Below are 19,396 nucleotides of genomic sequence, written 5' to 3' on the forward strand. Positions count from 1 at the left end.
TCCTCGGGGAAGCTCGCCACCGCGCGGGCAATCGCCTCGCCCAGCGCCCAGCAGCGGTTGCCCGAAGGCACCGGGTAAGTCACGACATTGACCGCCAGCGGCACGACCTTGCACGGCCACTTCTCCGGCTGGCCGAACATCATCGAAAGCGGCACCGTCAGGCCATGATCGACGTCCATCTCGTTGATGATCGTCATGTCGAAATCATCGAGGATCAGGCTCTGCGCGATGTGCCAGGCCAGATCCGCATGGCCTTCCACATCGGGCACCTTGCGCGGGCCCCAGCCCTCGTCCGCCGGCTTGTAAAGCTCGCCGCAGCCGATCGCGAAGGTCGGCACGATCTTCATGTCGAAAGCGCTGGCGTGGTCATTGTAGACCAGGATCACGACATCCGGCTTCTCGGCCTTCTCCCACTCGCGGGTCCATTCATACCCGGCAAAGATCGGGCCGAAATAGTCGTCCCCGGTCTTGCCCTGATCCACCGCGACGCCCAGCAGGGGCACGTGGCTCGAACCCACGCCTGCAGTCAAACGCGCCATTTCAGTAGCCCCCCTTGATCGAGCGGTTGCCGATGGGGGAGCGTCCGCCCTTCAGCATCATGTCCCGGTATTCCGGGAAGGTCATGTCGGTCATCGTGCTCACCGCCTCGGCAAAGCTGAGGCCATCGGTCGAGAACAGCTTGGAGAGGAAATAGACGTTCCCGCCAAGGTCGAGCAGCGTGTTGTAGTCCCGCTTGAGCAGCGCCTCCTTCGCCTCTTCGGAGATCGGCCATTCATCGAGATAGGCCCGCTCATCCGCCTTGAAGCGCTCGCGGTTGTCGCCCTTCATCAGGCTCATCGCGAACTGGTTGATATGATACCCCTTGCGCGCGCGCGCCGCCGTATAGACGCGCGTGCCCGGAATATCCTCGAGCTCGGCCAGATAGGCGTGAATGTCGGTTGGGCTGGTCATACGGTTACCTCTTCGGCTGCGCGGATCGCGCGGGCGATGATATGGCGCGAGCGAGTGCCGCCCTCGTCGATGTTATAGGCAGCAAGCTTCAGGTCGGGGTTCGCCGCCAGCGCACGCTGCTGGGCTTCGAGGATCTCCTTGTCCTCGGCAAACACCACCCCTTGCTGCCGCTTCAATTGCGCGGTGATGCTGGGATCGGATGTATCGAAATTGCGCGCCATCCCCCAGAAATAGTGGTGGCTGGTCTCGGTTTCGGGCGTCATGAAATCGACCACCATGCCGCGCACCCCCTGATCGTGCTTTTCGAGCGTGGCCCCGGCGTCAACCGGCGCGACGCCGACGTCGATCATGACCGCTGCGGGCATCACAAAACGGCATATCTGCCAGCGATCGACCTGCCCCGGCTGCTTCAGCGCCGTGCGCCAGAACGGCGGCGCATCGATGCCCGGAATCCAGCGCTCGACGATGACGTCCTGCCCGTCGACCCGCGTCCGGATCGGCGCTTCCATGATCTCCGGCTGCCCGATCGAGCCCGAATGGACATGCGTCTCGTGCGTGAGGTCCATCAGGTTGTCGATCATCAGCCGGTAGTCGCAGGCGACATGGTAGTAATCGCCATCGAATACCCAGCCCTCGGTCGAACAGGGCCAGAGATCGGGGATCAGCGCCGGATCGGCCTTCTCGCGATCACCGATCCACACCCAGACATAGCGATGCCGCTCGTGCGTGACGAAGGACTCTGCGCAAATCCGCTTGTTCGGGGCATCGTTGCGCATGGGCATTTCGATGGCCACGCCGTCCGGCCCCAGCTTCAGCCCATGATACTTGCAGCGGATCGCATCGCCTTCGCGCAGCCCCATCGAAAGCGGCAGCAGGCGGTGCGGGCAGGCATCGCGCAGCGCCACCACGGTCCGGTCGAGCTTGCGGTAGAACATCATCGGCGTGCCGCAGATCGTGCGCGCCAGTGGAGCGCTCTCCACCTCGGCATCCCACGCCGCGACGTACCAGGCGTTCTGAAGCCAGGTGCTCACAGCCCCCGGGCCTTCAAATTGGCATCAAGGCGCGGATAGACGCGCCGGGCGTTGCCCTCAAAGATCGCGTGGCGCGCTTCGTCGGTGATATCGAGCGCATCGACATAACGCTTGGTGTCGTCGAAATAGTGCCCGGTGGTGGGGTCAATGCCGCGCACCGCGCCGACCATCTCGCTGCCGAACAGGATGTTCTTGGTCTCGATCACGTCGGCCAGCAGGTTGATCCCCGGCTGATGATAGACGCAGGTATCGAAGAACACGTTGTTCATCAGATGGCTCTGCAGGTCCGGCTTCTTGAGCATGTCCGCAAGGCCCCGATAGCGCCCCCAGTGATAGGGCACCGCGCCGCCGCCATGCGGAATGATGAAGCGCAAGGTCGGAAACTTGCTGAACAGATCGCCTTCCAGCAGCTGCATGAACGCGATGGTATCGGCCGCGATGTAATAGGCCCCCGTCGCGTGTTGCGCCGGATTGCACGATCCCGAAACGTGGATCATCGCGGGCACATCCAGCTCGACCATCTTCTCGTAGAGCGGGAACCAGTACGGATCGGTCAGCGGCGGATGCTTGAAGAAGCCGCCGCCCGGATCGGGATTGAGATTGCAGCCGATGAAGCCGAGCTGCGTCACGCAGCGCTCCAGCTCGGCGATCGAGGAGGTCAGGTCCGCTTCGGGCGACTGCGGCAGCATGCATACGCCCGCAAAGGTCTCCGGATAGAGCCCCACCACCCGCGCGATCAGGTTGTTGCACGCCTGCGCCCAGGGCACGGCGACCGACTGGTCCCCCACATGCGGCGCCATCGCGCTGGCGCGGGGGGAGAAGATCGTCATGTCCGCCCCGCGTTCCTTGATCAGGCGCAGCTGGTTCGCCTCGATCGTGGCGCGGATCTCGTCGTCGGAGATATCCGGATAAGGCGGGCACGGCGTCCCCGCCTTGAAGGCCGCCTTCTGCGCCTCGCGCCATTCGTCGTGCGCGCGTGGCAGCACGGTGTAGTGGCCGTGGCAGTCGATGATCATCGTCATTGCGCGGCTTCCCTTTCATCCGAAAACAGGTCGGCCCGTCCGGCCAGTTCGCGCTGGCGGCGCACGGTGCCGCTGGTCATCACCGGCTCCACGCCGAGCCCGATCAGCGTCTTGGCGCTCTCTTCCATCTCGGCCGCGCGGCGGGCCCCGTGCGTCGTCATGCGCTCGAGATTGTAGGCCGCACGTGCCGCCCAGCCTTGCGCCTTCTCGCTCGCATCGAGCGAGGCCAGAACCTCATCCGTGACACCCGCCGCATCCGCCGCCAGCATCATCTCCGCCGTCAGCGCCTCGATGCCCTTGACCATCACCGAGCGGATCATCTTGATCGCGCTGGCCCGGCCAACTTCGGCGCCGACGACGCGCACATTGGCGAATCCCGCGCCGCGCAGCGCCTCTGCCGCCGCGTCCGCCGCCGCACCGGAAACCAGCAGCGGCACATTCATCCGCGCGGGGTTCACCGGTGCCAGCACCGCCACATCCAGATAGCGCCCGCCCGCCGCCTCCACCGCCCGCGCCGCCGCGCGCTTGGTATCGGGTGCCACCGAGTTCATGTCGCACCACAGCGCGCCCGGCTTCAGCAGCGCGGCATAGTCCTTTGCAGCCGCCAGCGCCGCATCCGCCGTTACCAGCGAGAGCACCAGACCGGCATCGGCAAGCGCATCGTCCGCCGTGGCGCAAACCAGCACACCCGCCGCTTCCATCGCCGCGCGGCGCCCAGGCAGCACGTCATAGGCCGACGCACCGGCTTCCCAGCCGGCCGCCTCGGCAAAGGTCGATCCGGCCTCACCGAAGCCGATCAAGGCGATGATGCTTTCCATGCGCGCCCTCCTGCGGCGCGCAGCCGGGCCAAACAAATGCAATTCGCGCCAATCCCATAAGATTATGCGAAACCTGCACCTGCCACTTCACGCAGCAGCGCCGCGAAGGCCGCCTGCGGTGCGGTCGGTCGCCAGCCTTCGCGCGTGGTGATGCCAATGCGCCGCAGCACCGGCGCTGGTGTTGGCAGGATCGCCAGCACCCCCGCTTCCAGTTCCACCGCCAGCTGTGCCGGGCTCAGCAGGGTCAGCGCGTCCGATCCCAGCAGCAATTGCCGCACCGTCAGCACCGAACCGCACTCGATCCCCACCTCGGGCGGCTCGGCCCCCGCCGCGCGCATCATCGCCTCCCAATAGCGCCGCAGCGGCGTATCGCGCGCGGGCAGGATCCATGGGAAATCCGCCAGCCGCTGCCCCATCGGCTGCGCTTCGGCGAGCAGGGGATGCCCGGCGCGCATCACCAGCTGCGGGCTGTCCTCGAACACCGGCTCCTGGTGCAAGTCCTCCAGCAGCGCCGCCTCACGCAAGGCGCCCAGCATCAGATCAATCTCGCCGTCGCGCAGCGGGCCTGCCAGTTCGGCATGGCTCCCCTCGACCACCGCGATTCCCACACCCGGATGCGCGGCATGAAAGCGCAGGATCGTCTCGGGCAGCCAGCGCGCGCGGGAGAGCGGCATGGCTCCCACCACGATCCGCCCGGCTGCCTTGCCCTGCCACGCCGCCACTTCGGCGAGGCCACTGCGCAATTCCGCCATGGCAAGGCCAAACCCGCGCGCGCGCCGCTCGCCTTGCGGCGTCAGCAGGATCGAGCGCCCCCGCCGGTCGACCAGACGCTGCCCCAGCGCCACCGCCAGATCGGCCACCGCGCGGTGGAGCGAGGCCGCCGAAAGCCCTGTCGCCTCTGCCGCCCCGGCATAGGAACCGGCCCGCGCCAATGCCAGAAACGCGCGGACCTGCGTGCCCGTCACGCGCGGCGAACCGATCTGCGCAATCGCCGCCTCCGCGCGCGGTGCCAGCAGATGCGCCGGCTCGGTCGGCGTCATCCCGCTCGCCCCGCGCTCGAACAAGGCGCAGCCCAGATCCGCCTCAAGTCGCGCGATGGCCTGGGTCAGCGCGGGTTGGGTGAGGTTCACCGCCCGGGCCGCCCGTGTCACGCTGCCATGCCGCACCGTGGCAGCCAACGCAGCGAAGTGGCGGATATTGTAAGCAGGCTCGGCCATTCCCATCCCTTAGCATTTCCTTATGCCCTGCGCCAAACATTGCATTGGCCCCGCACGCGCGCCGCGCCGATGGGAGACGCGCAAAGATTTGAACGGGAGCCAAGCCATGTCGGGTATCGTCGTCCAGAACATCGAACGCGCCGATCCGGCGGTGATCGACGGCCTCGCCGCCTGCGGTGTCGCCACCGTCCACGAAGCGCAAGGGCGCACCGGGCTCCTCGCCAGCTACATGCGGCCGATCTATCGCGGCGCCCGCATCGCGGGCAGCGCGGTGACGATCAGTTCACCTCCGGGGGACAACTGGATGGTCCATGTCGCCATCGAGCAGCTCAAGGCCGGCGACATCATGCTGCTCGCCCCCACCAGCCCTTGCGAAGACGGCTATTTCGGCGATCTCCTCGCCACCTCGGCCATCGCGCGTGGCTGCCGCGGCCTCATCATCGATGCGGGCGTGCGCGATGTGCGCGACCTGACCGAGATGCAGTTCCCCGTCTGGTCGAAGGCGATCTATGCGCAGGGCACGGTCAAGAACACGCTTGGCAGCGTCAACGTCCCCGTCGTCTGCGCCAACCAGTTCGTGAACCCCGGCGATGTGATCGTCGCCGATGATGACGGCGTCTGCATCGTCCCCCGCGCGAACGCCGAAGCGGTGCTCAAGGCCGCGCAGGCCCGCGAGGCGAACGAAGGCGAAAAGCGCGAAAAGCTCGCTGCCGGCGTCCTCGGCCTCGACATGTACAAGATGCGCGAACGGCTGGAGAAGGAAGGGCTGAAGTATGTCTGATACAGGCATACGCTGCATGTGGATGCGCGGCGGCACATCCAAGGGCGGCTATTTCCTGAAGGACGACCTCCCGCAAGACACCGCCGCGCGCGATGCCTTCCTTCTCGCCATGATGGGCAGCCCCGATCCCGTGCAGATCGACGGCATGGGCGGCGCCGATCCGCTCACCAGCAAGGTAGCCGTGGTCAGCAAGTCCACCCGCGAGGGGATCGACGTCGATTACCTGTTCCTGCAGGTCTTCGTTGATCAGGCCATCGTGACCGACGCGCAGAACTGCGGCAATATCCTCGCCGGGATCGGCCCCTTCGCGATCGAACGCGGCCTTGTCGCCCCCACCGGCGATGAAACCCGCGTCGCGATCTACATGGAAAACACCGGGCAAGTCGCCGTCGCCACCGTCTGCACCCCCGGGGGGACGGTGACCTATCAGGGCGACGCGAAGATCGACGGCGTCCCCGGCAGCCACGCGCCCGTACCTCTCGAATTCCGCGACACCGCCGGGTCCTCCTGCGGCGCTCTGCTGCCCACCGGCAATGCGGTCGATGTCGTCAACGGCGTCGCCGTCACGCTCATCGACAACGGCATGCCCTGCGTGGTGATGAAGGCCGAAGATGTCGGGATCACCGGCTACGAGGACCGCGACTGGCTGGACAATGCGACCGACCTCAAGGCGAAGATCGAAGCCATCCGCCTGATTGTCGGCCCGATGATGAACCTTGGCGATGTGGCGGCCAAATCGGTCCCCAAGATGATGCTCGTCGCCCCGCCACGAAACGGCGGCGCGGTCACTGTGCGCAGCTTCATCCCGCACCGCGCCCATGCCACCATCGGCGTGCTCGGCGCAGTCAGCGTGGCCACCGCGTGCCTCATCCCCGGCTCCCCCGCCGCCGAAGTCGCTGCAATCCCCGAGGGCAGCCGCAAGCTCCTCTCGGTCGAGCACCCCACCGGCGAAATGAGCTGCGTCCTCGAAACCGATGAAGCCGGCGCAGTGGTTAGCGCTGCCCTCCTGCGCACCGCGCGCAAGCTGATGGACGGGGTGGTCTTTGGATAAGGCCGGGAAAACCCACCCCCACCCCCTCCCGCATGCGGGAGGGGAGCGAGACTTGGCGAACGCAGTGAGCCTAGTCGCAGCGGGGTGGGCATGCGCGGCGTCAATTCCCTGCTCACTCTCCTTCGTCATTCCCGCGAAGGCGGGAATCCAGAGCGGCAAGGTGCAGCGCATGGAACACTGGATCCCCGCCTTCGCGGGGATGACGAAGGCTAGAGAGGCAGAGACATGACCAACCGCATCACCAGCTGGCACGCCAGCCCCAGCAAGCCGCGCTACACCCCGCCCCCCGGCGCCGTGGACGCGCACTGCCACGTCTTCGGCCCGATGGCGCAGTTCCCGTTCAGCGCGAAGGCCAAGTACCTGCCGGAAGACGCTGGGCCGGACATGCTGTTTGCCCTGCGCGATCACCTCGGCTTCGCGCGCAACGTGATCGTGCAAGCCAGCTGCCACGGCACCGACAACGCCGCCACGCTCCACGCCATTGCCAAGTCCAATGGCCTTGCGCGCGGCGTCGCGGTGGTCGATCCCGCCATTTCGGAAGCCGATCTCCACGCGCTCCACGCCGGCGGCATCCGCGGCATCCGCTTCAATTTCCTCAAGCGCCTTGTCGATGATGCGCCCAAGGACAAGTTCCTCGAAGTTGCCAATCGCCTGCCCGCAGGCTGGCACGTGGTGATCTACTTCGAAGCCGATATCCTCGAGGAACTGCGACCCTTCATGGACGCAATCCCCGTGCCCCTCGTCATCGACCACATGGGCCGCCCGGACGTCCGCCAGGGCCCCGATGGCCCGGACATGCGCGCCTTCCGCGCCCTTCTCGATGCGCGCGAGGATATCTGGTTCAAGGCCACCTGCCCTGACCGGCTCGACGCGATCAAGGAAGGCGGCGCGGGCGATCCTTGGGATGCCTTTGCCGCCGCCGTCGCGCCCCTCGTCGCGGATTATCCGGACCGCTGCCTCTGGGGCACCGATTGGCCGCACCCCAACATGGACACCGAGATCCCCGACGACGGCCACCTCGTCGACATGATCCCGCGCATCGCCCCGACCCCGGAACTTCAGCAGAAGCTCCTCGTCGATAACCCGATGCGGCTCTACTGGGCGGACTGATCAGGCGAGCGGCGGCTTCCGGGTAAGGATGTCGCCGCTCACCGCCTCCCAAGCCGCCGCCGCCGCAAGGCAGGCCGCGTCCCCGTGCACCGGCGCGACGATCTGAAGGCCCATCGGAAGCCCCGCCGCGCCAAACCCCGCCGGCACCGCCACCGCCGGGCACCCGGCCAGAGTCACGAGGCAGGTCGCCATCTGCCACTCGTGATAGGTGCGCATCTCCCGCCCCGCGATCGCCTTGGGGTAGACCCAGTCCGCCGGAAACGGGAACAGCTGCGAGGTCGGCATGACCCAGTAATCATAGTGCTGCAGCAGCTTGTGCACCGAGCGGCTCCACTGGCTGCGCACCACGCTCCACGCATTCACGTCGAAGGCGGAAAGGCCAAGGCCGCCTTCCACTTCCCACACCGCGGCCTCCTTCAGCAGCGCGCGCTTTGCCGGATCGCGGTAGTAGGCCAGCAGGTTGCCGCCCTGCTGCCAGTGCCGCAGCTTCACGAAAGCCTGCCACGCCTGCTCCACCGGGAAATCGGGCACGGCATCTTCCACCACCGCGCCCATCGCCTCGAACCGCGCGAGCGCCTTGCGGCAGGTCTCCAGCACGCCCGGCTCATAAGGCACCGCGCCGCCCAGATCGCCCGCCCAGCCGATGCGCTTGCCCTTCATCCCCTCCGGCCGGACGGCTCGAAACGCCGCGCCATCCCCTTCCAGCAACATGGGCTTGCGCAGATCATACCCCGCCTGCACCGAGAACAGCAGCGCAAGGTCCGCGACCGAGCGCGCCATCGGCCCCGCCACGCCCATCGAAACCAGCCAGTCGTCGGCATTGTCATTGGGCACCCGGCCGATGCTGGGGCGCATGCCGAACACATTGTTCCACCCCGCCGGATTGCGCAGCGATCCGCCATAATCGCTGCCATCGGCAAGCGGCAGCAGATCGAGCGCCAGCGCCACCGCGCCGCCGCCGGTGCTGCCACCGGCAGACCGCGTCAGGTCCCACGGATTGCGCGTCGTCCCCCACACCGGATTGAAGGTGTGGCTGCCAAGTCCGAACTCGGGCGAATTGGTCTTGCCGACAAAGACCACACCGGCCCGCCGCAGCCGCTCCACCATCAGCCCGTCGGCTTTGGCGACCTGATCCTTGAAGATCGGCGAGCCCATCGTCCACGACAGCCCCGCGACCGCCGACAAGTCCTTCACCGCATGCGGCAGGCCATGCAGCGCACCAAGCGCGCCGCCCGCCTTGACCGCCGCATCCGCCGCAGCTGCCCCGGCCATCAGGCCCGCCCGGTCCGGCATGCCGACAACCGCATTCACCGCCGGATTGAGCCGCTCGATCCGGTCCAGAAACGCACCGGTCACTTCCGCCGAGGAAACCTGCCGCGCCGCGATCATCGCCGCCAGCCGGTGCGCCGGCAGCGCGGTGAGCGGCCCCGATGCCGCCGGCGCTGCCCGCGCCTCCGCCAGAATGGCAGCGGAAGCGGCGCCAAGCGCCAGTGCGGACCGCCGTGTCAGGCGCGGAGTTTCGATCATCCCGCCATCAAAGCGCGGCAGGGGATGCGTGGCAAGCGGTTGATGCCCCCTTCTTCGCTTGCTCTCGCCCCCGCCTGCCCGCTACCCTTGCTGCAACGCACCAACAGGAATTCCCATGCCCGGCGGACTAGCTGCCCTTCTCGACGATATCGCCACCATCGCAAAGATCGCCGCCGCCTCGCTCGATGAGGTGGGCGGGGCGGCCGGCAAGGCCGGGATCAAGTCGGTCGGCGTGGTGGTCGACGATACGGCAGTCACGCCGCGCTATGTCACCGGCTTTACGGCGGACCGCGAACTGCCGATCATCTGGCGCATCGCGCGCGGATCGCTGTTCAACAAGCTGGTGGTCATCACGCCGGTCATTCTCGTGCTCTCGGTGCTGCTGCCTTGGGCGATCACCCCCATCCTGATGGCGGGCGGCGCGTTCCTCTGCTTCGAGGGCGCCGAAAAGGTGATTCACGCGCTCACCCACAAGGAAGACCTCGCCGCGGAGGCCGAGGAACTCGTCGAGCCCGGCCATGAGGAAACCATGGTCAAGGGCGCGATCCGCACCGATTTCATCCTGTCTGGCGAGATCATGGTCATCGCGCTGAATGAAGTGGCTGCCGAGGGCCTCGCCATGCGCACCGCCGCGCTCGTGGTCGTGGCCATCGCGATCACCGTGCTGGTCTATGGCGTCGTCGGCCTGATCGTGAAGATGGACGATATCGGCCTCCATCTCGCCAAGCGCAGGCTCGGGGCAACCCGCGCGCTGGGCCGCGCGCTCGTGCAGGCCATGCCGAAGGTGCTTTCCGCACTCACCATCATCGGCACCGCTGCCATGCTCTGGGTCGGCGGGCAGATCATCGTCCATTCCGCCGGTATGCACCCCGCCGAATGGGTCGGCCTGCACGAAGGCGCGGCGGCCTGGCTGGCCGATGTCGCTATCTGCGGCTCGATCGGGCTGGTTCTGGGCAGCGTGATCGCCGGCGCGGTGCATCTGGTGCAGGGCACCAAGGCTCACTAGGCCCAGCCCAGCGCCTTCTTCTGCTGCCGCGCGATGCGCGTCGGCGCGCTCTCGATCATCACCCGCGTCACGAAGTGGCCCTGCGCCACGCCGCCGCGATAGAAGCTCCAGTCGTCGATTGCCGCCGGCGCAATCTCGACCTCATCGCCTTCGGCAAAGCCGGGGCTGACCGGACGATTGAGCAGGCGGCCGAAGATCTGGCCATCGCGCCGCACGATATCGCCCGCCCAGATCGATTCGTTGTTCGCGCTGCCGGTGCCGTGGAGCAGATTGAACTTCAGCGAAAAGTCCTCGTCCGCCGGATCGCGCGCCTCCAGCGCCGTCCAGAACGATGGCAGGGCCGCGCGTGCCTCCTGCTTGGCGGCAAGCAGGCGCGGATCATTGCGGTCAAACGCGACACCGGCGGTCGGCACCCAAAACCGGTACAGACAGAAGACAACCAGCGCGGCAATGGCGCCGCTGAAGATGGCAGACATGATCCGCTCCGCTGCGCGTCAAGACCGCGCGGGTGTCCGTCAGGCCAGACTGCCCGCGATCTCACCCGACCTGGCAAGCTGGATCGGCTTCATCGACGAGGGCGGCGTCGTCATCTGCGGCCGCCGCACGGCCACGCACTGCGCTTTCGCAATGGCCTTGATGTTGACCTGATCGCCCTGATTGCCGCCAAGGCCGACAAAGTGGGTCGCGGTCTCGCCGATGTAGAAATTCACGTGGCCGCCGCCCGTCCGCTTGTAGACCAGCACATCGCCCAGCGAAGCCTTGCGGCCCTCCACGCTCGCAAGCTTGCCATCATTGCCGCGCCGCGCGACCGGATCCCCGAACTTGCCCCAGTTGAGCGCCCAGAGCGGATCTGCGACGACCGTCTTGCCGGCCTTGAAGGTAACGTAGGCTGCGAAAAGTCCACACCACGGAACGCTGTCGTCCGAATAGCCGGAAATCTTGACCCCGTTCTGATTCAGCATGTCACGCCAGGAAAGAATGGTCTTGCTGCTGCCCGTGCCGATGACTTCGGCCGTTCCGTAAAGCGGAATGGCTTCCTGCAGAACCTTTGGCAACAGGCCGATGTCCTTGAGCCAGGAGTATTCAGCCGGAAAATTTGGCGGAAACATGACACGTCCCTCCCACTCTATTTGCGCGAGTGATGATCATTCAGCACCAGAGGAGTGTCAATCACAATTTCCGTAGAATATAGGCATATTGAGGCCTCTTTTTACAATCGCAGTTCGTAAACAGACCGTTAAGCATGCATACCGTCATGCCGCTCCATGAAATACGTTCTGCATCGCCCTGATTTCACGGCTATTTCATATTGATGATTTCTGCCGTGCAAGGCGCTCAATGACTATCAGGATCAGGATACTGGCGGGTTCGGGCCCTGGCTTTCCTATTCCAGCGCCACGCCGGAAGAAAAGCCGGGCCCTGTACCGAGCACACGAGATGGCGGACAACAGATCAACGCGAAGCTATCGGAGCCCGGGGCCAGTTCTCTCACGACCTTGCCCCCGTCATGCCGGCCTCAGGCGACTGCCCCGCCCCATCGAAGCCCCATAAATAACAGACGCGTCTGTTATCTATTAAGCGCTGTCCTACAACGGCCGGTTTGCGGCAAAAGCTGGGGATGCCTCGCGAATCCAACGCGCAACCGCCGTTTTTCTGCCCCACCGGCACAGCGCAGGGCGGTTGTACCGGGGCCGGACTTTTCGCTCAGGACTGTGTCAACCGTGTCAACTTGTCCCCCGCCGGGACGCCTAGCTGCGCACCAGCCGCCCCGGCCGCGCGCCGGTGTCGGCATCGTTCTCGCGGATCATCACGCCGTTGCAGAAGGTCGCGCGGTAGCCCTTCACCGGCTGCATCAGCCGCGTGCCGCCCGCTGGCAGATCGTGGTGCGCGACGTGCGGCGAGACGGTGAGCCCCGCATAGTCGATCACGTTGATATCCGCGCGCTTGCCCACTTGCAGCAGGCCGCGATCCGCGAAACCATAGAGCGCGGCATTGCGCGCGGTCTGCTTGTGGACGAGGAATTCGAGCGGCAGGGTCGGCCCGCTCTTGCGGTCGCGGGTCCAGTAGCTGAGCTGCGTGGTGGGCATCGTGGCGTCGCAGATCAGCGTCACATGGGCGCCCGCATCGCTGAGGCCGGTCACCGTATCGGGATGGCGCAGCATCTCTTCCAGCACGGCAAGGCTCTTGGGCTGGTTGTCGCGCGTCAGCGCCTGAAAACTGCGGCCCTCGTCCTCCAGCATCGCGTCATAGAGGTATTCCAGCGCGTCGCGCCCCTCCGCCTTGGCCTTCGCGCCGATCGAGGCGGACTTGTCGGCCTCGAGGTTGATCGGCTCGGTCAGGGGGTAGAGACTGGCAGCGCCCCGGCGGAACAGGCCGTAGACGTTCTGCATCGAACCCGGCGCCTCATGCGGCACATCGCGTTCGGAAAGGATCTGCCGCTTGATCTCGGGATCGCGCATCGCCTCCACGCGCTCGGCCAGCGGCAGGTACGCCAGTTTCTCAAGGTAGGTCGGGCGGCGCATGAAGACGTGGTAGCTGCTGAGGCCGTGGATGAACCCGATGATCCGCGAAGGGACCTGCGGGAAGAGATGCGCCCCGCCTGCATTGGCCTCGCGGCAACGGTCCAGCATCTGGCGCCACAAGTCGGGCGCATATTCGCGGATTTCGACAAGCGTGAAGGTCAGCGGGCGCCCGCTTTCCTCGGAAATCTTGCGGAACAGTTCCAGCTCCGCCAGCGGCTCGCTGCGTTCGCCGCCCAAGGCTTCGAGCTTGCCGACCGTCCCCGCCGGGATCGCCTCAATCACCCCCTTGCCGAGCTTCCTGAAGCGGCGGGCGATGGCGAGCAATTCCTCCTCCGGCGCGAACGTGCCCGGCACCGGCTCGCCCCACAGCGCGCGGTGGCCGATGGTGCGCGAGGTGGAGAAGCCCACCGCGCCCGCCGCCACCGCTTCCTCGACGAGATCGGCGATCCGCTCGATCTCTTCGGGGCTGGCGTCCTCGTTGGTCCGCCCGCGCTCACCCATCGCGTAATAGCGCACCGCGCCATGCGCGATCTGCGCGCCCACATCGATCGCGTAGTGGCGCGAGGCGATGTAGTCCATGTATTCGGGGAAGCTCTCCCAGCGGCCCCACTCGATCCCCTCGTAGAGCGCGGTGCCGGGGATGTCCTCCACCCCCTCCATCAGCTCGATCAGCTCCTTCTCCTGCCCGGGCCGGACAGGCGCAAAGCCGACACCGCAGTTGCCCATGACGACCGTGGTGACCCCGTTGTGCGAGGACGGCGCGAGCTCGTCGTCCCAGCTGACCTGGCCGTCGTAATGCGTGTGAATGTCGATCCAGCCGGGCGTGACCACATGGCCGTCCGCATCGATCTCGCGCGCGGCCGTGCCGGAAATCTTCGGGCCGACTTCGGTGATCACCCCGTCCTTGAACGCGATATCGCCGATGAACGGCGCGGCGCCCGATCCATCGACGATCGTTCCGCCGCGGATGATGGTATCGAACATGGCACGCTCCTGCTTTCCCTGCGGCGAAAGCCGGACATTAGGCCATCGCACCGCCGCGCGCCCCCCGCAATTTCGGGAGGGCGCGGCGGGCTCGATTCCCTTCGGCGCTCGACCTGGCCGGATGCGATGTCCGGCCAGCTCGCGCCGATGGGGGGCTTACTGGCCCGGGATCACCGTCAAGTGTCCGGCCTTGGTCCCGGTGTAAGTCGCCGGCACGCCGGGCGTCGTGTAGAGCGCAAAGCCGTCCGTGCTCTTGCGGTCCGCGCGGGTTGCCACCGCAATAGTGCCCGAACCCACGCCGATAGACTGCACCTCGCCCTGCCCGCCATCAGCCAGCGCGATCCACAGGCGGCGCTGGCGCATGTCGGGCGCGAGGATCAGCAGCCACGGATCGCCCCCGGTATAGACCTGCAGCTTCTTGCCATTGAGCACGATGTTGGCGCGGTTCTGGATATGCGCCGCGGAAATCCCGCCGACATAGACCGCACCGTTCTGGTCCGCCGTGATCGCTCGCGGGCGGATGGTGTTGCCCCTGCCGCTGGTCAGCCGCGAGAGCAGGAACGAGCCTGCACTTTGCGCGCCCGTCAGCGGATCAAGCCGGGCGACATAGGTTATGTGATTGGATCCGGTGTTGTAGGGATTGTTGTAGGCATCGCTCGGCGCGTTGGGCGCGTTGGTCTGGAGGTTGGTGCTGAGGTAGCGGTAGATGCTGTTGCCGCCCGCCGCTTCACCCGCAAAGTAGAGCTTCTTGTCGAGCCCGATCTCGACCCGATAGCCGCGCGTATCGGCACACGACGACGACCGCCCGAACGCCTGCGCGTGAGTCCAGTCATAGCTCTTCCAGACCAGCTCGTTCTGCAGATTGTAGGTGCGGATCCACGCGACCTGCAGCTTGGTGCAGCCGCCACCGTCGCGCTGGGCGAAGCCGGTCACGACAAAGCGCGTATCCTCCGGGGTCACGCCGGTGAAAACAGCAACGTCGTTCACCTGGGAATCGGTGAAAGTGCGGGTGAAGAGGACTGCGCCGGTCGCCGAATAGACCGTGAGCTGCTTGCCGCTCGCCCCCGTCAGCGCGGCGACGGTGCCGTCCGGCCCGACCGAGGCGCGGGTGAACGCGCCGCTCTGCTGCCAGCGTGTGGTGGCAAGATCGGGCGAGAGCACGGCAAGACCGGTGTCCGAGGCCACGACGAGATCGCCGGTGCCCACCTGCAGCTGCGCATCATTGATGACATTGCCGAAGCGGACTGCCGCCAGAACCTGCCCGGTTTTCGGGGTGGCGAGGGTGAGGACGCCGGTCGACTTGTCGGTGGTGGCCGCACCGATCCTGCGCGCGGCGACAGGCACCGAACCAGTGATCCGCCCGCCCGTATAGACGAGGCAATTCGCGGCCACTTGCGCAACATTCAACGCATCATTGGAGCCGCCGCCGACATAGGCCGCATAAGTCACGTTCGTCGAACTGCTGCTCGTGCCGGTGCGGGTGCCGACCGTGTCGCAATAGCCGGTGGCGGCGACAGGATTGGCGCCCGGAACAGCCTGCGCTTCAACCCGCGCGGGGCTGATAGTGACAATACCTGCCAATGCGAGCGAAGTAATGGCAGCCGCCATCACGCCAAAAGAATGATCGCTGAAATATGTCCGTTTCATGAGAGACCGTCCCATAATGCCGATCACACCATTATCGAGTAATTCAAGCCGGATATGTCATGAATTTGACAGAAAAGGCTCACGACCCAACGACAAGCGCATCGGCAATGTAGTTATCCACGCCGCAGAAACGGGTTACGGGTGGGCCGGTAACTGGCTTGTATAGAATTACCCTGAGAGCTGCGTTAACCGCAAATCGGGGCGTCGTGGATGAAGCTTCCCCTGCTCAGCGCACCACTTCGCCGCCCTTCATCACGTGGGCGACGCGGGTCAGCACGGTGATGTCGGCAGTGGGATCGCCGGGCACCGCGATCATGTCGGCAAAGTGGCCGGGCGAGAGCGCGCCGACGTCCTTGCTCCAGCCCATCAGTTCCGCCGCGCTAGTCGTGGCGGACTGTATCGCCTGCATCGGCGTCATCCCGTAGCGCACCATATAGGCGAACTGCCGCGCGTTCTCGCCATGCGGATAGACCCCGGCATCGGTCCCGAACGAGAGCCGCACACCTGCCTTCACGGCCTTGCGGAAGCCCGCGCGCTGCGCCTCGGTCGTCTCGTCGTTCTTGCGCAGGTAGTTCTCGGGCCACTTCTCGCGCCGGCCGACATCGGCGATGTAGTCACCGTTGTAGATATCCATGTCGAGCCAGACGCCCTTGGCCTTGGCGAGCGCGATGCCTTCATCGTCGATCAGGCTGGCATGCTCGATCGCGCGGACCCCGGCGCGGATCGCGGCCTTGATCCCGGCGGCGCCGTGGGCATGGGCCGTGACCCAGGATTTGCGCGCGGCGGCAACTTCGACGGCAGCGCGCATTTCGTCTTCCGTGAGTTCCTGCTGGCCCGCTTCGGTCCCGCTCGCCAGCACCGCGCCAGTGGCGATCAGCTTGATCGAGTCCGCGCCGTGCTGGAACAGGTAGTTGACCTTGGCCCGCGCATCCGCCGCATCGGTGATGACGCCCGCGCGCATATCCTCGGGAATGCGGACCTCGGGCGAAAAGCCGGTGACCTCGCCGCCCCCGCCCGGCACCGTGACATAGGCGCCGACAGCCTGCATGCGCGGCCCGATCACATCGCCGCGGTCGATCGCATTGCGCAGTTCGACATCGGCAAAGGCGCGGAACGAGCCGACATCGTGCACCGTGGTGAAGCCTGCCAGCAACGTGGTGCGGGCGTTGCGCGCGCCGATGTAAGCGATTTCCATCGGCGAATGGAGCAGCGGCTCGGCCACGTTGGCGGTCTGCCCGGTATCGGCGAGGTGGACGTGGCAATCGATCAGGCCCGGCAGGACCGTGAAGGCCGACCAATCAACCAGCTTCGCACCGGCCGGCACCGGGCCATCGGGCAGGACTGCCGCTACCCGGCCATCCTCGACCTTCAGCAACCGCGGCCCCAGCACCGCCCCCGCTTCAGGATCAACGAGGTGCCCGGCGCGGACATAGAGCGTTTCTGCATGGGCAGGCAGGGTGGCGGCCAGCCCGAGGGCAGCGGCGAAGAGAGCGCGGATCATGAGGCTATCCTGCCCCATCCGCACCGGATTGGCGAGTACTCAGGGCGCCGGGTTGTACTTCGCCAGAAAAGCATCGAGCTTGTCGAGCCAGAGCTGCATATTGGCATCGCTCGAGAACCCGTGCCCTTCGCCCTTCAGCGTGATGAACTCGAAGTTCTTCCCCGCTTTGGTCAGCGCATCCGCCATCAACTTGGACTGCTTGTAGGGCACGCGCTGGTCGTCATCCCCATGGACAAGCAGCAACGGCACCTGGAGCTTGTCCACTGTGAGCAGCGGCGAAACCGTGGCGAGATCGAAAGTGTCTTCACCCTGTACGGTCCGGCGCCAATCATCCTTGTAGCGCTGCGAACGGAAGAACTTGTTCGAATACTTCAACTGGCGCTTGAGATCGGATACCCCGGCAAAGCTTGCCGCGCAGCGATAACGCTCAGGATTGCGGATAGCCCCCCACATCGCCGCATAGCCACCGTAAGAGCTGCCAATGATGCAGACGCGCTTGGAGTCGATCGTGCCTTGCTTCGCCAGCCAGTCCATCCCGTCGTCGAGATCGTCCTGCATAGCCCGGCCCCACTGGCCGGCACCTTTGTTGTCAAAGGCTTCGCCATAGCCGCCCGAGCCGCGATACTGTGGCTGCAGCACGACATAGCCCCGATTGGCGAGGAACTGCACTTCGGCATCATAAGTGCCTTCATCGCGGACATCGTAAGGACCGCCATGCGGCAGGATCACCAGCGGCAGGTTCTTGGCGGCGCGGCCCGGTGGCATGGTGATATAGGCCGGCAGCTCAAGTCCGTCGCGCGCCTTGTAGCGCGTGTAGGTGGTGGTCACGAGCTGGGCAGGCTTGAGCTTCTCGTTCGACTGGGCGAACAGCTTCATCGTGCTGTCCGACAAGTCGAACACATAGTACCGGCCCGGATCGCCCGATCCCCCGACATGAACCAGCATGCGAGAGCGATCGCGCGAATAGCTCACGATTTCGGCGGAACGATCGCCCATTGCGCTGGTAACGGCCTTGTCGATGTTCAACTGGATTTCGGCGATTCCCGGATCGAACCAGTGCGCACGGGGCCGATTGTCGGTGTACCAGGCGGCAAGAAGCTCGGGGCTGTCGAACTTGGTGTCGAAATCGTCGACATTGACGTCCGGCACCTCGAACACGAGGTTGCCGCGTTGCCTTGTGGCGAAGTTGTAGCGGTACAGCGCATCTCGGCCTGTCGTATCATTGCGCATGATACAATAGCCCTCGTCGGTCGCCTGATAGATGCGATAGAAGATGCAGCCAGCTTCGCGATCCTTGATGTCCGCCTTCATCACCGTGCGGAAGCTGTCGCCGTCCTTCTCGCGGTAGATCATCTTCCAGGTGTTGTCGCTGAAGATCAGGCCGGCACGGACCACGCCCTTTTCATCGGCGTACCAGTCCCAGAGGTCGGCCCGCGGCGTTACCACCGTCTTCGAGCGATTGTTGGCCAGATCGATCGAGGAGACGCTGGGATAATCGTAGATCGTTTTCTGGTAGGACAGGAGGATCGATTTGCCTTCGGGGTCGACCCAGAGAATGTCGTCGCCATCGAGACCTTCTTCCTTGCCGCCGATGAATCGCATCGTATCGGTCGAGATCTGGTGCACGACCAGGCGGGTCTGCAGCGCATCTTCACCGAACCACGGCACCATCTTGCCGATGCTGACCAGCAGCCGGTCATTCCCGGCCCAGCGGAACCACCGCATATCGAGCTTCTCGCCCGCGTTGAGCAGCTTATTCGACCCGGTGGCCAGATCGAAAATCCCGACAACGGTGCGATTGGCAACTGTCACGAATGCGGCCAGATGCAGCCCGTCGGGCGAAAGCTTTGGCCCGCTGATGAATGGCAGCTTGCCCAGAACAGTGGTGGGGATCAGCGCCGGGGAACCATCCGCTTTGAGCGCAGCGGTCGGCGTTGCCGCAACAGGTGCCGGCGGATCGGCTGCAAGAACAGCAACAGGCACCAGCGCAAGGAGGAAAGCAGTCAGCATGCGCAGCGCCGTCCGCATCCTGCTGCGGCAATTCAGACCTATGGTCATCACGCCCCCGCGCTACCCATCAGAAACAGACAGACTATGTCACAGACCCAAGCCGCTCAAGCCTCGACTTGCTCTACTTTGGCCGGATCGACCGGGGGTCAGATTGCCCCAGGAAACAAGCCAGGTAGCCGAACAGCGGGGGACCGCTGCACGTCCACCTGATTGGCGGG

Annotated in this window: 17 protein-coding genes; 4 read left to right on the forward strand and 13 right to left on the reverse strand. The window is 65.6% G+C overall.

What is annotated here, in order from left to right; genetic code table 11:
* The 6 genes from K5Q19_RS19485 to K5Q19_RS19510 form a co-directional block, all read right to left on the reverse strand.
* On the reverse strand, positions 1-539 hold a 539-nt coding region (locus K5Q19_RS19485), incomplete at its 3' end, for a class III extradiol dioxygenase subunit beta (protein ID WP_292948614.1).
* 1 nt (position 540) lies between these two features.
* Positions 541-951, reverse strand: coding sequence for a protocatechuate 4,5-dioxygenase subunit alpha (gene ligA / locus K5Q19_RS19490; protein WP_292948616.1), 411 nt, complete (start codon positions 949-951; stop codon positions 541-543).
* Complete coding sequence (locus tag K5Q19_RS19495) at positions 948-1,982, reverse strand: aromatic ring-hydroxylating dioxygenase subunit alpha (protein WP_292948618.1); 1,035 nt, start codon at positions 1,980-1,982, stop codon at positions 948-950. Before K5Q19_RS19495 ends, ligA begins: the two co-directional genes overlap by 4 nt.
* Entirely contained in the window at positions 1,979-3,004 is a 1,026-nt protein-coding gene (locus K5Q19_RS19500) for an amidohydrolase family protein (protein ID WP_292948620.1), read from the reverse strand. Before K5Q19_RS19500 ends, K5Q19_RS19495 begins: the two co-directional genes overlap by 4 nt.
* Complete coding sequence (locus tag K5Q19_RS19505; protein WP_292948622.1) at positions 3,001-3,822, reverse strand: NAD(P)-dependent oxidoreductase; 822 nt, start codon at positions 3,820-3,822, stop codon at positions 3,001-3,003. The genes K5Q19_RS19500 and K5Q19_RS19505 overlap by 4 nt, the downstream gene beginning before the upstream one ends.
* 62 nt (positions 3,823-3,884) lie before the next feature.
* A complete protein-coding gene (locus tag K5Q19_RS19510) occupies positions 3,885-5,039 on the reverse strand; it encodes a LysR family transcriptional regulator (protein WP_292948624.1) in 1,155 nt (384 codons plus the stop codon).
* Positions 5,040-5,145: 106 nt separating this feature from the next.
* On the opposite strand from K5Q19_RS19510, the gene ligK reads away from it, so the two are divergent.
* From ligK to K5Q19_RS19525, 3 genes are all read left to right on the forward strand, one after another.
* Positions 5,146-5,820 (forward strand): 4-carboxy-4-hydroxy-2-oxoadipate aldolase/oxaloacetate decarboxylase, encoded by a 675-nt coding sequence (ligK, locus tag K5Q19_RS19515; protein ID WP_292948626.1) that lies wholly within the window; start codon positions 5,146-5,148, stop codon positions 5,818-5,820.
* The gene (locus K5Q19_RS19520; protein ID WP_292948628.1) at positions 5,813-6,871 is read left to right on the forward strand and encodes a 4-oxalomesaconate tautomerase; all 1,059 of its coding nucleotides are present in this window, start codon (positions 5,813-5,815) and stop codon (positions 6,869-6,871) included. Before ligK ends, K5Q19_RS19520 begins: the two co-directional genes overlap by 8 nt.
* A gap of 225 nt (positions 6,872-7,096) precedes the next feature.
* Positions 7,097-7,981, forward strand: a complete 885-nt coding sequence (locus tag K5Q19_RS19525) for an amidohydrolase family protein (RefSeq protein ID WP_292948629.1) — start codon at positions 7,097-7,099, stop codon at positions 7,979-7,981.
* Here the strand turns inward: K5Q19_RS19525 and K5Q19_RS19530 are convergent, their stop codons facing one another.
* Positions 7,982-9,508, reverse strand: a complete 1,527-nt coding sequence (locus K5Q19_RS19530) for an amidase (RefSeq protein ID WP_292948631.1) — start codon at positions 9,506-9,508, stop codon at positions 7,982-7,984.
* A gap of 115 nt (positions 9,509-9,623) precedes the next feature.
* Between K5Q19_RS19530 and K5Q19_RS19535 the strand changes: the two genes are divergently transcribed.
* Positions 9,624-10,514 carry a DUF808 domain-containing protein gene (locus K5Q19_RS19535; RefSeq protein ID WP_292948633.1) on the forward strand — a complete coding sequence of 297 codons (891 nt, stop codon included), beginning with the start codon at positions 9,624-9,626 and terminating at the stop codon, positions 10,512-10,514.
* On the opposite strand, the gene K5Q19_RS19540 is transcribed toward K5Q19_RS19535, so the two are convergent.
* The 6 genes from K5Q19_RS19540 to K5Q19_RS19565 all read right to left on the reverse strand — a co-directional run bounded on the left by K5Q19_RS19540 (position 10,511) and on the right by K5Q19_RS19565 (position 19,226).
* Positions 10,511-10,990 carry a DUF2314 domain-containing protein gene (locus K5Q19_RS19540; RefSeq protein ID WP_292948635.1) on the reverse strand — a complete coding sequence of 160 codons (480 nt, stop codon included), beginning with the start codon at positions 10,988-10,990 and terminating at the stop codon, positions 10,511-10,513. The two genes, K5Q19_RS19535 and K5Q19_RS19540, sit on opposite strands and share 4 nt — an antisense overlap.
* A gap of 39 nt (positions 10,991-11,029) precedes the next feature.
* On the reverse strand, positions 11,030-11,623 hold the full coding sequence (locus K5Q19_RS19545) for a TIGR02594 family protein (RefSeq protein WP_292948637.1): 594 nt from the start codon (positions 11,621-11,623) through the stop codon (positions 11,030-11,032).
* Positions 11,624-12,262: 639 nt separating this feature from the next.
* Positions 12,263-14,020 (reverse strand): amidohydrolase family protein, encoded by a 1,758-nt coding sequence (locus K5Q19_RS19550; RefSeq protein WP_292948639.1) that lies wholly within the window; start codon positions 14,018-14,020, stop codon positions 12,263-12,265.
* 156 nt (positions 14,021-14,176) lie between these two features.
* Positions 14,177-15,667, reverse strand: coding sequence for a hypothetical protein (locus tag K5Q19_RS19555; protein WP_292948641.1), 1,491 nt, complete (start codon positions 15,665-15,667; stop codon positions 14,177-14,179).
* A gap of 226 nt (positions 15,668-15,893) precedes the next feature.
* Positions 15,894-17,168, reverse strand: a complete 1,275-nt coding sequence (locus K5Q19_RS19560) for an amidohydrolase family protein (RefSeq protein WP_292948642.1) — start codon at positions 17,166-17,168, stop codon at positions 15,894-15,896.
* A gap of 39 nt (positions 17,169-17,207) precedes the next feature.
* Positions 17,208-19,226 (reverse strand): prolyl oligopeptidase family serine peptidase, encoded by a 2,019-nt coding sequence (locus tag K5Q19_RS19565; protein ID WP_292948643.1) that lies wholly within the window; start codon positions 19,224-19,226, stop codon positions 17,208-17,210.
* Positions 19,227-19,396 lie beyond the last annotated feature (170 nt).

The organism is Novosphingobium sp. (genome assembly GCF_019748365.1).
Taxonomy (GTDB): Bacteria; Pseudomonadota; Alphaproteobacteria; order Sphingomonadales; family Sphingomonadaceae; genus Novosphingobium.